The organism is Methylotenera sp. (genome assembly GCF_029946165.1).
Classification (GTDB): Bacteria; Pseudomonadota; Gammaproteobacteria; order Burkholderiales; family Methylophilaceae; genus Methylotenera.
The window spans coordinates 145,313-159,753 of record NZ_JAQSDZ010000005.1; the positions used below are offsets into that span (position 1 = coordinate 145,313).

14 protein-coding genes are annotated in these 14,441 nt (G+C 43.5%); 10 read left to right on the forward strand and 4 right to left on the reverse strand.

The annotated features are described in order from the left end of the window. Position 1: 1 nt before the first annotated feature. From PSV17_RS02930 to PSV17_RS02975, 10 genes are all read left to right on the forward strand, one after another. Positions 2-1,552, forward strand: coding sequence for an AMP-binding protein (locus PSV17_RS02930; RefSeq protein ID WP_300479520.1), 1,551 nt, complete (start codon positions 2-4; stop codon positions 1,550-1,552). Further along, positions 1,539-2,237 (forward strand): iron-containing redox enzyme family protein, encoded by a 699-nt coding sequence (locus PSV17_RS02935; RefSeq protein ID WP_300479523.1) that lies wholly within the window; start codon positions 1,539-1,541, stop codon positions 2,235-2,237. The genes PSV17_RS02930 and PSV17_RS02935 overlap by 14 nt, the downstream gene beginning before the upstream one ends. Then, the gene (locus PSV17_RS02940; RefSeq protein ID WP_300479525.1) at positions 2,234-3,049 is read left to right on the forward strand and encodes an SDR family oxidoreductase; all 816 of its coding nucleotides are present in this window, start codon (positions 2,234-2,236) and stop codon (positions 3,047-3,049) included. The genes PSV17_RS02935 and PSV17_RS02940 overlap by 4 nt, the downstream gene beginning before the upstream one ends. 74 nt (positions 3,050-3,123) lie before the next feature. Further along, a complete protein-coding gene (locus PSV17_RS02945) occupies positions 3,124-3,765 on the forward strand; it encodes a hypothetical protein (protein ID WP_300479527.1) in 642 nt (213 codons plus the stop codon). A 232-nt stretch (positions 3,766-3,997) separates the two neighbouring features. Then, a complete protein-coding gene (locus PSV17_RS02950; protein WP_300479529.1) occupies positions 3,998-5,461 on the forward strand; it encodes an ABC transporter substrate-binding protein in 1,464 nt (487 codons plus the stop codon). Continuing rightward, positions 5,451-5,930 carry a L,D-transpeptidase gene (locus PSV17_RS02955; RefSeq protein ID WP_300479966.1) on the forward strand — a complete coding sequence of 160 codons (480 nt, stop codon included), beginning with the start codon at positions 5,451-5,453 and terminating at the stop codon, positions 5,928-5,930. Before PSV17_RS02950 ends, PSV17_RS02955 begins: the two co-directional genes overlap by 11 nt. 264 nt (positions 5,931-6,194) lie before the next feature. Then, a complete protein-coding gene (nikB, locus tag PSV17_RS02960; RefSeq protein WP_300479531.1) occupies positions 6,195-7,112 on the forward strand; it encodes a nickel ABC transporter permease in 918 nt (305 codons plus the stop codon). 5 nt (positions 7,113-7,117) lie between these two features. Beyond that, positions 7,118-7,909 carry an ABC transporter permease gene (locus PSV17_RS02965; RefSeq protein ID WP_300479534.1) on the forward strand — a complete coding sequence of 264 codons (792 nt, stop codon included), beginning with the start codon at positions 7,118-7,120 and terminating at the stop codon, positions 7,907-7,909. Positions 7,910-7,945: 36 nt separating this feature from the next. Next, positions 7,946-8,992, forward strand: a complete 1,047-nt coding sequence (gene nagZ, locus PSV17_RS02970; protein WP_300479536.1) for a beta-N-acetylhexosaminidase — start codon at positions 7,946-7,948, stop codon at positions 8,990-8,992. Positions 8,993-9,129: 137 nt separating this feature from the next. Next, a complete protein-coding gene (locus tag PSV17_RS02975) occupies positions 9,130-9,816 on the forward strand; it encodes a Bax inhibitor-1/YccA family protein (protein ID WP_300479538.1) in 687 nt (228 codons plus the stop codon). 61 nt (positions 9,817-9,877) lie between these two features. Here the strand turns inward: PSV17_RS02975 and tadA are convergent, their stop codons facing one another. The 4 genes from tadA to PSV17_RS02995 are packed head-to-tail and all read right to left on the reverse strand — an operon-like array spanning position 9,878 to position 14,306. Further along, complete coding sequence (gene tadA / locus PSV17_RS02980; RefSeq protein WP_300479541.1) at positions 9,878-10,372, reverse strand: tRNA adenosine(34) deaminase TadA; 495 nt, start codon at positions 10,370-10,372, stop codon at positions 9,878-9,880. Continuing rightward, positions 10,372-12,393 (reverse strand): DUF3488 and transglutaminase-like domain-containing protein, encoded by a 2,022-nt coding sequence (locus PSV17_RS02985; RefSeq protein WP_300479542.1) that lies wholly within the window; start codon positions 12,391-12,393, stop codon positions 10,372-10,374. Before PSV17_RS02985 ends, tadA begins: the two co-directional genes overlap by 1 nt. Further along, a complete protein-coding gene (locus tag PSV17_RS02990; RefSeq protein WP_300479544.1) occupies positions 12,393-13,376 on the reverse strand; it encodes a DUF58 domain-containing protein in 984 nt (327 codons plus the stop codon). Before PSV17_RS02990 ends, PSV17_RS02985 begins: the two co-directional genes overlap by 1 nt. Before the next feature lie 21 nt (positions 13,377-13,397). After that, positions 13,398-14,306 carry a MoxR family ATPase gene (locus PSV17_RS02995; RefSeq protein ID WP_300479547.1) on the reverse strand — a complete coding sequence of 303 codons (909 nt, stop codon included), beginning with the start codon at positions 14,304-14,306 and terminating at the stop codon, positions 13,398-13,400. Positions 14,307-14,441: the final 135 nt, after the last annotated feature.

The window sequence follows — 14,441 nt, forward strand, 5'->3', positions numbered from 1 at the left end:
CATGTTGAATACTCAATCTCATTCTGTTCTTAATGCGATTTCGCATTTTTCAACTCACACACCTCATAAAATAGCGCTACAAGGTAAAGTAGCAGAATCCTTAACGTATGGCGAGTTAGTCACTTCAATTGAGTTGGTCACTTATCGACTAAATACTGCCTCAACTAAAGTTTTAGGCTTAGCCATGGATAACTCCCCAGCATGGGCCATTGCTGATTTAGTCGCTATGGAATTGAATTTACCTGTAGTGCCTTTGCCATATTTCTTTTCCTCAGAACAAACAATTCACGCAATTGAAGATGCTGGTGTCAATGTAGTGTTAAGTGATCAGCCTATCTTACTCAAGCAAGTACTTGATGAGTGTGGCAAAAATATACTGCAAGAAAAACAGTATCTGATAGGCGATAAAGTTATCACTGAATTTATTTTAGAGATTAAAACTTTCCATGATCTGCCAAAAGGGATAGCCAAAATTACCTACACATCAGGAACAACTGGCAAGCCTAAAGGTGTTTGTTTAGACCTCTTGACGCTGAACCGTGTTGCGCTTTCCTTGCTTAATGCAACTAAAGCAATGCCTACAGATCGTCATTTAAGCATATTGCCACTTTCGACTTTACTTGAAAATATTGCCGGCTTATATGTGCCGCTGTTAGCTGGAGCAACGGCAATATTGATGCCGTCTGCACTGGTTGGATTATCTGGTGCAACAGGCTTAAATATTGCCAACATGATGGAGGCATTAAGCGCCTCTAGAGCCACTACCACGGTGCTTACTCCAGAGTTGCTTAATGCTCTAGTGAGTGCCATTGAAGTAGGCTACACCAAGCCACATCATTTAAGATTCTTAGCTGTTGGCGGTGCTTCAGTTTCACCTCAATTGCTTAATCGTGCTGCAGCAATAAATTTACCTGTCTATGAGGGTTATGGACTGTCTGAATGTGCTTCAGTAGTTGCACTTAACACACACCTTGATAGAAAAATAGGCAGCGTAGGAAAGCCCTTACCGCATATCTCGATTAAGTTGAGTGAATATGGCGAGATATTGGTGAAAGGTGCTTGTTTGTTAGGCTATGTGAGTGATTTAAGCAACGAACGCTCAAACCTGCAACAGAGTACTGAATATTTCGCTACTGGTGACATCGGGCATTTGGATGAGGATGGCTATTTATACATCACCGCCCGTAAAAAGAATCAGTTTATAACCTCGTTTGGTCGTAATGTCGCACCAGAGTGGGTGGAGCGCGAATTAACTGTCTCGCCATTTATAGCCCAAGCAGCTGTATTTGGCGAGGCAAAACCCTGGAATGTGGCGATTATCGTTCCTGCAAAAAATGCTACATCAGCTGATATTGATATCGCCATAGCAGAAATAAACCAATCCCTGCCAGATTATGCCCGCGTCAGCCAATGGCTATCGGCAGATGCGCCATTTACTCCGCAAAACAATCAACTTACCGCCAATGGCCGCTTACGCAGAATCGCTATATGGCAACATTATCAAGAAAGAATTGACGAAATATATAAGGAAAAAAGCTATGCCGTTTTATGAAATATTACTTCAGGAAACTCAACAAGAACGCGAGGAATTATTTAGCTTACCACTCATACAGGCGGGCGCGAATGGACAAGTGAGCCTGCCTGCTTACGTCGCTTTTTTAACTGAGGCTTATCACCATGTAAAACACACAGTGCCGCTTTTAATGTTATGCGGCGCTAAATTACCCGAGCGATATGAATGGCTACGTGAAGCCGTCGCTGAATACATTGAGGAAGAGTTAGGCCATCAAGAATGGATACTTAATGACATTAAAGCTTGTGGTAGTGATTCTGAAGTCGTGCGTCATGGACAAGCTGGCGTTGCGACTGAAATGATGGTGGCTTATGCCTATGACATGATTAACCGTGTGAATCCCATCGGTTTTTTTGGCATGGTATTGGTGCTAGAAGGCACCAGTGTAGCACTTGCCACGCAGGCGGGGGCTTCATTACAACGTAGCTTAGGTTTGCCTAATCAAGCGTTTAGCTACTTAACTTCTCATGGCTCGCTTGATGTTGGTCACACTGAATTTTATGAAGGGCTAGTGAATAAGATTGAAGATAAAAAAGAACGTGAATTATTGATTCACAGTGCGAAAAACTTTTACAAATTATACGGTGACATTTTCCGCGATTTGGGTAATCAATTTATCGCAAATAACACTACTCCATCAGCTTTACAGCAGGTTTCCGCATGAATTTGAATGGTAAGAACATCATGCTTACTGGTGCTGCGGGGGGCATTGGTCAGCCATTAGCATTTGCACTATCTAAACGAGGCGCTAGGTTGGCTTTGGTTGATAGAGACCAAGCGCGAGTTGAAGGCTTGTGCAATAAAATCAATCAATTAGGTGGAGTAGCTTTTCCAATTGTCACTGATTTTAAAGTGAGTGAAACTTCACCTAATCCCACGCAAAGGGTTGTAGATGAGGCCGTTCATTTGCTTGGAGGTGTCGATATTTTAATCAATAGTGCTGGTATTCTTGATTTCACTTTGTTTCAAGAACAAGACGCAATGCGTATCGCACAAATGATGTACATCAATGCAGTTGTACCGCTGCAACTTACCCGTGCTTTGCTGCCAAAGTTGCTGGAGCAGAATGGCGGCCAAATCGTCAATATCGGTTCAATTTTTGGCTCGATAGGTTTCCCTCACTATGCAGCGTATAGCGCAAGTAAATTTGCCGTACATGGTTTTTCTCAAGCACTCAGGCGTGAATTGCTAGATACCGACATTACTGTGACCTACATTGCTCCGCGTGCCATTAAAACTTCCATGAATGACGAAATCGCTTCAAAAATGTTAGCCGCTACGAAAACCGCCATGGATGATCCACATGTGGTTGTCGCAGAAATCATCAAAGCCATAGAGACCGATAAACATGAGCATTACATAGGTCAGCCAGAGTCTTTCTTTGCATGGCTGAATGGGTTTTTACCTAGCGTTGTCAGTTTGGGTTTAAAGAAACCAACCAGAATCGCGCGTCAATTTTTTACGGCTAAGTATTAGTACCTAAGAATTAGTACCAAAGAGTTAATACATAAGAATTTATACCGTATTTTCAAATATTAAGGAGAAAACAGATGAAAAACATGATGTTATTGCTAAGTTTTATTGCGCTATCAAGCCCAGCATTTGCGGATGATAACTTAGATGCCCAAATCGCCGTGATTCAGCACGAATGGGCTAAAGCGACTTACCAAACACCAAAAGATGCACAGGAAGATGCTTTTAAGCTCCTTATCGAAAAGGCGCACCAAGTAACAACTGCTAATGACAATGCACCAGAAGCCATGATATGGGAAGCCATTTCTAACAGTGGTTACGCAAAAGCCAAAGGCGGAATTGGTGCTTTAAAGTTTGCTGAAAAGGCGCGTGACTTATTAGTTGAGTCACAAAAAGTCAGCCCCAATGCCCTGCAAGGCTCCGCCTACACTAGTTTAGGCTCTCTTTACTACAAAGTCCCAGGCTGGCCTGTCGGTTTTGGCGATAAGAAAAAAGCACGTATGTACTTAGAAAAAGCCCTACAAGTTAATCCATCTGGCATTGATCCTAATTATTTCTATGCTGACTTTTTAAGCGGGCAGGGCGAGTACGCAAAAGCAGTAGAGTATTACAAAAAAGCTTTAGCCGCACCTGCACGACTTGGTCGTGAAGATGCCGATGCAGGGCGAAAGAAAGAGGTTGAAGAAGGTTTGAAAGTTGCAGAGAAAAAAGCGAATTAACAAAATTTAAAAAGTTGCAATTTTATTGATTGTCGAATTAATATTTATCAAGGAAGGATATGCGGCTTGTAGCCGCGAACCTTAGCGGAAGGTATTTACCTTTGTTTTCGGGGCTACAAGCCACTCCTACAATGGTGAGATTTTGAAATATTATTTTTAATAGTTAATCTGGGTTAAATATTCATTTAGCCTAAGCATCTAAGCGACTCATAATCTAGTAAACTTCGATGCTATGAAGGCATTGAAAGTTTTAGCACAATTTTGTTTCGTTTTACTATTGTTGAGTACAGGTTCTTGTACTCAACAACATCCATCCGCATCACCTTCCCATGAAATTGTATTTGCCATTGGGCAAATGCCACTGAATTTAGACCCGCGCTATGCCACGGATGCCGCTTCAGAGTGCATTAATCGGCTGGTATATCAAAGCTTGGTAGATTTTGATGCGCAATCAAAGCCAGTCGCAAGCTTGGCTAGCTGGCTGGAAATTAGTCCAACATTGTTTAGATTTACCCTAAATAAAAATCGCGCGCCATTCCACAACCAAGCGCCATTAACCGCTAACGACGTAAAAGCTACTTATGACTCTTTAGCCACTTTAAAAGACTCACCCAATACCGCCGAATTCGCCAATATCAAAAGTATCACCGTGATAGATAATGACACGGTTGAATTTCAACTCAAACAAGCAGATCAACATTTTCCCGCTAAACTCGTGTTAGGTATTTTGCCGACAAAACTTATATCAGAAAATCATGATTTTTCGCACGCACCTGTGGGTAACGGCGCTTTAAAATTTGTGTCTTGGCAGAATAAATTAACCTTGCAGCGAGTCAACGATAACCAAAAAATCAGCTTAATAGAAGTAAAAGACCCAACCGTTCGTGTATTAAAGTTACTGCATGGCGAGGTGGATTTATTGCAAGGTGAATTGCCGCCAGAGCTTGTTAAATACCTACAAACCAAGCCAGAAGTTACGGTTAAAACCAGCACAGGCGCTAATTTTTCATATCTAGGTTTAAATTTTAAGGACCCAATATTGCAACAACTTAAAGTCAGGCAAGCGCTCGCGCATGCCATAGACCGCAAACAAATCATCGCCAAAGCTATGATTGAACATAGCCGTGAAGCCGATATGATTTTACCGCCCGAACATTACACGAATCAAAACTCTTTAGCTCCTGCAAATGACTACAACCCAAGCCTAGCTAAACAATTGCTGCAAGAAGCAGGCGTTAAGCTACCCCTTAAACTTGTGTATAAAACCTCCACAGATGCACAACGCGTTCGCTTCGCCACAATTCTGCAAGCGCAAATGGCAAAGGCAGGCATAGCCCTTGAAATCCGCAGCTTAGATTGGGGCACGTTTTTTGAAGATGTAAAACAGGGCAACTTTCAACTATACGGCCTTACATGGGTGGGTATTAAGACCCCCGAAATTTATGCAAAAGCCTTTGGCTCACATAGCTTTCCTCCCAACGGTTTTAACCGTGGCCGATACGCAGATGCTGAACTAGATAAATTACTCGCTGATGAAAACTGGCAAGCCGCTACCGTGCGTATTCGACAGCAATTGCCTTATGTGCCGCTTTGGTACGAAGGGCAGTTTTCCGCCATGCGCAAAGGCATCAGCCAATACAATGCAAAAGCTGATGGAAATTGGGATGATTTGGGTACAATTAGCTATGCGCATTGAAATATCTATTTCCAATCAAACCTTAACGCTGTTCGATCACTTCGGCGGCGTTAAAGCTAAGTACAGCATCTCCACTGCCGAAAATGGCGCTGGATGCGAGAAAAACAGCGGTTGCACGCCATTAGGGCAGCATATTATTCGCGCTAAAATAGGTGCGGATGCGCCTGAAAATACTGTGTTTGTGGGGCGCAGACCAACAGGTGAAATCTGCACGCCTGAGTTAATGGCTGAATTTCCAAACCGAGATTGGATTTTGACGCGTATTTTATGGTTATCAGGTCAAGAAGTTGGTAAAAATCGCTTGGGTAATGTAGATACAATGCAGCGTTACATTTATATCCATGGCACACCAGATAGCACAGAGATGGGGCAGATTGGCTCGCATGGTTGTGTGCGTATGCGCAACAGTGAGATGATTGCGTTATTTGATATGGTTGAGATTGGAACGTCGGTGGTGATTGCGGAATGAGCACAGATTATCCTTTAAACATCATATTTCCAAAGCTCACCATAGTAGGAGGGGTTTGTAGCCCCGAAAGCAACGGTGAAAACATCCCGCAAAGATTCGCGGCTACAAGCCGCTCCTACAATAGCGCAGGTAGGAGGCACGTCCAAGTGCCGATTATCGGTGGTGATATATACCACATTGTTTTTTGCGACCAGGATTACGCTCCTACAATGAAAACGTTAGGTGGCAATGCCATGCATGGGTGCGTGGGAATGACGGGGTTTAATGTTGTTTTTAATTAAAAAACTATCAAGCTTAGCTACCGTCGTTTTTGGCGTATTGCTCCTCACATTTTTACTAATTCATTTGGTACCGGGTGACCCCGTAGAAGTGATGCTGGGTGAATCTGCCAGCACAGCTGACCGTGCGGCTTTGCGAGCAGATTTGGGGCTAAATCAGCCGCTAGTTAAACAATTTGGCAGCTATTTAGTTAAGTTGTCGAATGGGGATTTTGGTAGCTCAATTCACACCAAAACACCGATTATCGAAACGATTAAGGCGCGTTATCCAGCCACAGTAAAACTTGCCGTACTGGCCTTGTTAATTGGTATTAGTATTGGTGTGCCAATGGGAATTTACGCCGCGCTTAAAGCAAATCATTGGCAAGATATTGTGGTGACACTTGTCAGCGTGCGCCTTTCAGCCATGCCTGCGTTTTGGCTAGGGCCAATGCTTATGCTGATATTTGCCGTGTGGCTGGGTTGGTTGCCTGTGAGCGGTATGGATTCAAACGCTTCGATTATTTTGCCTGCGTTAACTTTAGGGTTTGGTTTAAGCGCAATACTGACGCGCATGACGCGCACCAGTCTGCTTGAAGTGCTGAATGACGATTATATTCGCACCGCACGCGCCAAAGGTTTAACTGAGAAAACGGTGATTTTACGCCATGCTTTGCGCGCGGCTTTATTGCCAATTATTACCATTGTTGGCTTGCAAATGGGCAGTTTGCTGGCAGGTACAGTGATAACTGAAACCATTTTTTCGTGGGATGGCATCGGGCGCTTATTGGTAGAAAGCATTGAAAAACGCGATTACCCCGTCACGCAAGCTTGCGTGCTGATGGTGGCATTGAGTTATGTGGTGGTGAACCTAGTGACAGACGTGCTATATAGACTTGCCGACCCGCGTGTAAAATTTGCTTAAAAAGAATGAAGAAATTTGCAACCACCATTTTGTTGTTCTGGCTCGCGGCGGTCTTGTTGGGGCGCTTGTTTCAGCTAAACCCCAATGCAATTAACTTAAATGCGATTTTAAGCACGCCAAGTTTTACCTATTTATTAGGCGCGGATGATTTAGGTCGTAGCGTATTGGCTCGGCTATTACGCGGTGTTGAAGTGTCGTTTATGGTGTCTATCACCGTGACCGTCATCACCATGCTATTGGGCGTGTGTGTCGGCTTATTTGCAGGGTTTTATGGTGGTAAAGTTGACCGCGTTTTAATGCAAATAACCGACGTGTTTTTAGCCTTTCCAGGTATTTTGCTTGCGATTGCCTTCGCGGCGGTGTTAGGTCCAGGTTTGGTTAACTTGATGATTGCATTAAGCATCACTGGTTGGGTGAGCTACGCAAGGCTCACGCGCGGACAGGCGTTAGGGCTGCGTAATCGTCAACATGTATTGGCGGCTGAATCGCTTGGTGCCAGTGTGCCACGCTTGATTTTTAAGCATATTTTGCCATTACTCACGTCAATATTGGTAGTAGAGGCCACTTACAGCTTAGCTAGCGTAATGATTGCTGAAGCCAGTCTGTCTTTTCTTGGCTTAGGCATACAGGCGCCCAATGCCTCTTGGGGTGCCATGCTCCGCGATGGTGTGCGCTATATGCTAATCGCGCCACATTATGTGTTAATAGTAGGATTAAGCTTGATGAGTTTGATTTTAGCGATTAACCTAGGCGGCGATTATTTACGTGATAAATTAGACGTAAGAATAGAACAGTAAAAATATTATGGAAAAAATAGATTTTAAAAGGTAAATATGTCATTAGGTCCTATTATGTTGGATGTGGTTGGTACAGTGCTTACTGCGGAAGATATTCGCCGTTTGCAACATCCATTGGTGGGCGGTGTTATTTTATTTAAGCGTAATTATGAAAATAACGCACAATTAGATGCCCTCACAGCTAGCATTCATGCGGTTCGCCAGCCACCTCTTTTGATCGCCGTGGACCATGAAGGTGGTCGCGTACAGCGCTTTAGAGACGGCTTTACCAAAATTCCACCCATGCGCGAGTTTGGTAAAATTTGGGATACTCATCCGAAAAAAGCCAAAGAATTAGCGGTGGAAGCGGGCTGGATTTTAGCTGCTGAATTACGTGCGCACGGCATTGATTTTAGCTTCACACCCGTGCTGGACATGGATTACGGCGATAGCTTAGTGATTGGCGATAGGGCATTTCACCTTAACCCACAAGCCATTAACGATTTAGCTTTTTCCTTAATGCAAGGCCTTAAAAAGGGCGGCATGGCGGCGGTGGGTAAGCACTTTCCAGGTCATGGTTTTGTCACGGCTGACTCGCACGTGAGCATGCCAGTGGACGAGCGTGAGTTTGACCAAATTGCTCAAAATGATATGCAACCATTCAGAATGCTGATTGATGACGGCATTCAAGCGATTATGCCTGCTCATGTGATTTATTCTAAAGTGGATGATAAGCCCGCTGGTTTTTCACCTAAATGGTTGCAAAAAGTATTGAGAGAACGCCTTGGCTTTAATGGCGTAATCTTTAGCGATGATTTGAGTATGGAAGCAGCAACCGCGGGGGGCGATGTGACTACACGCGCGTTAGCTGCTTTAAATGCAGGCTGTGACATGGTGCTACTATGCAATCAACCTGCGATGGCGGACGAGCTGTTAGCTAATCTCAAATGGACAATTTCAGCGCAAAGTATTGCAAGGCTGGCGCGCATGCATGGGCAACGGCATCCGTTAAATTTAGATCAACTGCATGAAAGTGCGGATTTTGTAAAAGCGGTACATCAAGTGGCGCTTGTAGGTAAATCAGAAGGCGAGTTGTTTGCTTAGGTCTTTTTGCTTAGTTTAAAGTTTAACTATTTTAGCCATCATTAATTTGTAACAATTTATCTCTTGAAACTTATTAACTTAAACGCTATCTTAGCGTATGTAGTGATTTAGTTTTTTATTACTTAAAGGAATTCACAATGTTTGACAATACACCTGTTTTAGGTCGTTCAGAATCAGCGCAACTGGCTACCAATAAAGTATTGCGCAACACTTACGCAATGCTGAGCTTAACCATGATCCCAACTGTAATTGGTGCATTCATAGGGATGAGCCTTGATTTTAGTATTATCGCGCTTCATCCATTTATCGCATTTGGTGTGTTTATGGCAGTAACGATTGGTATGCAATCTGCAATTATTGCGAACCGTAATAGTGGTTTGGGTATCGTACTACTATTGGCTTACACATTCTTGCTTGGTGTCATGTTAGGGCCATTATTGCAACATGCCTTACACCTACGTAACGGTGGGCAGTTAGTTGGCTTAGCAGCGGCGGGTACTGGTATTATCTTTTTAACTTTAGCTGGTATCGCAAGTACTACAAAGAGAGATTTTAGTTTCTTAGGCAAGTTCTTAGTGATAGGTGTGGTCATCGTCTTTTTAGCGATTATTGCCAACCTATTCTTACAAATTCCAGCATTATCATTGACGATTTCAGCAGTATTTATTTTGATCTCATCTGGCTTTATTCTGTATCAAATTAATCAAATCGTACGTGGTGGTGAAACAAATTACGTGATGGCAACATTGACACTTTTCATTAGCATCTACAATATATTCAGTAATTTATTGAGTATTTTGATGTCATTTGGTGGTAACGACTAAATTTGAACTAGTCTTTTAATTAAGTGTTATCCCAATAAAAACCCGCGAAATGCGGGTTTTTTTATAGCTTAATTTTTAGGCGTCGTTGTTTAAAAAATTCACTTAATATCGCGCCACATTCTTTAGCAAGCACGCCACTAATGACTTCGGTGTGATGATTCAATTTTGGCTCTGCCATTAAGTTAACCACACTGCCGCAAGCGCCTGTTTTGGCGTCACTTGCACCATAGATTAACCTAGCGATTCGCGCATGTTGTATTGCCCCAGTACACATGGCGCATGGCTCTAATGTTACATAAAGTGAGCAGTCGACTAAGCGGTAGTTACCTACATTTTTGGCGGCATCGCGCAAAGCGGCAATTTCCGCATGCGCTGTTGGATCGTGTGTATCAATCGGTGAGTTGCCACCACGACCAATCACCACGCCACCCTTAACAACAATCGCTCCTACAGGCACTTCACCTGCATTAGCTGCTTCGAATGCAAGGGCTAAAGCAAGTTGCATATAACGCTCGTCAGCGGCTTGCTGGTCTATATTGATTGAGTCTTCGGTCATTATACTTTTAGGTTATTTACTAATTGTTTGAGTAAGTTCAGCGACTGTATATTTGTTATTTTGCTATTAGCTTGTTTAGCATATTGCATTGAAGAGTATAGCGCTGATATTTCTAGTATTTCACTGGCTTGATTAGGTAAGGTTTTAGCGGCACGTTGACCAAAACTAATTGCACCTTCATGCTTTAGTTTAGTCACGCCCGCTTTAGCTAGTTTCTTCAAAAACTGTTGGTAGATTCTGTTGCTTGGGTTTAGCACCATGCCTTTATTACTCAGCAATAAGTAGCTGACAAAAAGCATTAAGGCAATCATGGATACGACTAATATCAAGCCAATGTCTTCCCATGCAATATCTTTGTTAATTAGTTTTTTGAGCAGCGCGAGTTGTTTAGCTTGGTCGTAGCCCAGCACCCATTGATTCCAGCCGTTATTCACTGCATCCCAATTCATATAGAGATGTTTCAACATGGGGTAGTCTTGGCGCGAGAGCAGGGGTAGTAAGTCGGAATCGGTTAACGCGGCTCCTATGCCCATTTCAATACGGTCTGGAGAGACTGCTGAAGTAGGGTCAACGCGAACCCAACCCCTATCTTGCAGCCAGACTTCCGCCCAAGCATGAGCGTCGGATTGGCGCACGATAAGGTAGTTGCCATTCGGGTTGATTTCTCCGCCTTGGTAGCCTGTCACAATGCGCGCGGGCACACCTGCAGCCCGCATTAAATAAACAAAGCTGCTAGCATAGTGCTCGCAAAAGCCACGTTTGGTGTTAAATAAAAAGTCATCGACGGGTTCTTTGCCTAATCTTGGCGGCGCAAGTGTGTAAACGAACTCTTGCTCACGAAACATCTTGAGTGCGGCTTCTACCATTGCCGTTGGAGATTTTTTCTCGCTGATCCATTGGGCAGCAAGTTGGCGTGTTTTAGGATTTTCGTCCTCTATTAATTGCAAGGCCAGTGTGCGCTCATGCTCACTTAATTCAGCGCCCAATTTGTATTGCAAGTATGAGCTTCCTTGATAGCGAATGCGCGTGCGAATAGGCTCTTTGGAAAGCACTTGCATATCATGTTTAACGCGTGCTTCAGCAGGCAGTGTGCTTGCTGAAATCTCGGGTAAATCCAGCATTAACAGCCAGTTGCGGTTATGCGGCTCTAGCGTGATGGTGTAATCAGTCGCTGACCCTGAGGTTTGCAAGGTTTCCATAGGCAGTGGAATACGGTCACTAGCCATTTGCCAACGCCGACCTTCTTGATGCCATAACACAGGACCGCGCCAGTAGAGTTGGTTGTTTGCTGGAATTGCAGATTTGAACTCAACGCGGAAAGCGATTTTGCTGGATAAGCTAAGTTGACTGATATTGCCAGGTTCCATGCTGTCTGATAGTCCAGTCATGCCACTATAACTATCTTGTGGAATGCCCCAAATTGGCCCTGGAATGCGCGGAAACAGCACAAACAACACTAGCATAATGGGCGTCGCTTGCAGTAGTAATTTACCTGCTAGTTTTACTTGAACTTTGAAGTGGTTCTTCCAAACTTGTGTGCTGATGTTTGTTTGCATACTTTGATGACTCACGCTAATTAGGCAAGCGGTAAGCCCAGTCAATGCGAGTAATACAGCGAGAAAAACCCAGATTGCTTGTGTGAAAAGTAGGATGTTAACCGTAAGGAAGTAACTTAAAATCACCATCACAATAAAGTCGCGTTTTGTTCTGGTTTCAAGTAGCTTCATTGAAATCATGACTGCTAGCAAGGCAACGCTTGCATCGCGCCCAAACAGTGAGCCATAAGTCAGTAAGACAGCTAATCCACCAGCAATGGTTAGTGGAAAACGCAGCCACAGTGTTGGGTATGACCAATTATTTTTTTCAATTAAATAGCGCCAAATGGCAAATACTACAAAACATGCAGGCACCCAGTTTTCTAGGTTAAATGCATACAGCGTGAAGGTGATGCTTAACGACAGCAATAGCCAAATAATGGCGTGCATGCTGAGGTTCGTTTGTGTGCCAGCTTTATTTGTCATTACATGAGCGCCAGCGCAGTTAAACATTGGTGATAATGAGCAGCGCCACTATTGGGTTGAATGCTGTGTTGCGGTAAACGTAGGCCGTATTTTAGCTGTTGAGCATCTGCATCTACTAACCAGCGCGTGAGTTGGCTGATGCGTAATTCAATATTGTTGCCTGTTGTAGCATTAAAGTCTAACCACAAAGTAGAGCTAGCCTCCCCCTGAAACTGCTTAACCAGCATACCTTGTTCTCGTGAAGAGGCTTTCCAATCAATACGCTTAGGCGAATCACCAAATTGATAATTGAGATGCCCAGCAAAGTCATCATCACCTTGGGTAGTTGATAATTGCCCAGTGGCGCCATCGGTATCTGCACTAGGGAGTATTTGGCTGCGTAAGCTGGGGTGCGGATATATCAGACATTGATTTTCCGTTTCAGCATATGCCCAAACATGAAATAGCGACACAGGAAATTCAGTACTTAAAGTAATGCGTGGCGCTTTGAGCCAACCACGTTTTTGGCTAGGTAAAGATAGTCTAAATGTACTTTCACCAAGTGCTGGGATATCTTGAATGTCAGACTCTTTATCTGCGAACGCTGCAAAAATACTATAACGAGCGCGGTTGCTATCATCAATAACGTTGAATTCAAATACTGCTTGCTCGCCCGCAAATACAGGGTTCGCGCGTTTGGCTTCAATTTTTAAATTAGCTAAATTACGCCAAGTATGTAGCATGCCAATTAACCCTAATCCAGCCAATAAAAACGTGATGGCAAAACCTAAGCTAATTGAATAATTGATAGAGCCAGTCAGTAGGCCTATTAACAACAAACCATACAGCCAGCCAAATCTAGTAGGCAATATGTAAATATGTCTGCGGCTTAAAGTTGTCGTTGAATCTATGGCGATTGCCGTGCGAAACCAAGTTTTTGGTGAGTTGAGTTTGAAGTCAGGTTTAAGACTGGTGTCACTCGAAAGGTTTAAGCCTTTTGCCATATTGAATGCGGATTAAAAAGCTTAAACAGCAACAGACTTGAGCAGTTGGGCGATATTGTCTACGCTGCCTGTCAATGTAATATTACTGACCAACCGGTGACCCGCCACGCTAGGTAAAATGCTTTGAATGTCTTCTGGAATGACATGGTCACGACCATCCAACATTGCCCATGCTTGTGCACATTGTTTTAAACTCAAGCCCGCACGTGGTGAAAGCCCTGCATTGAATTGTGCAGATTGTCTTGTGTATTTCAGTATGGCTTGCAAGTAATCTAGCAATGCATCCGACACATGAATGTCATGACAAGCACTTTGTAGCGCTTGTAATTGTGTGGCATCAATCACTGGGCTTAATTTTGCTAGTTGTTCGCGACCGCCATTGCTTTGTAATAGTTGGCGTTCAGAAGCGGCATCTGGGTAATTAATGGTAATGCGCATCAAAAAGCGGTCTAGCTGAGATTCTGGTAATGCAAAAGTACCGATTTGTGAACTGGGGTTTTGTGTGGCAATCACAAAAAATGGTTGGGGTAGGGTATAAGTAACAGCATCTATCGTCACTTGAGCTTCTTCCATCACTTCAAGTAATGCGCTTTGCGTTTTTGGGGTTGCACGATTAATTTCATCGGCTAATAAAACATTAGTAAATATTGGCCCAGGGTGAAATTTGAAGTTAGCTGTGTTTCTATCGTATACAGACACACCCAATACGTCGGCAGGTAGTAAGTCGCTGGTGAATTGCACTCGTTGAAATTGTAACCCCAGCACTTGCGCCAGCGTATGTGCCAAGGTGGTTTTGCCCATGCCAGGCAAATCTTCTATGAGTAAATGCCCCTTAGCCAAGATGCAGGCTAGGGCAAGTTTGATTTGCTGCTGTTTACCTAAAATGACTTCGCTAGTTTTGGCAATAATGGCATCTGTGATTTTTTTCATGTGCGTAATTCATAAAACGAATTTAAAGCATTATGATACAGATAAAGCTTGGTGAAAGCTTAGGGGGAGGGCTGTTTAATCTGTAAATATGGTTTCTTGCGTGGCTTTAGAGCTACTAATTTGAACCTGATACAG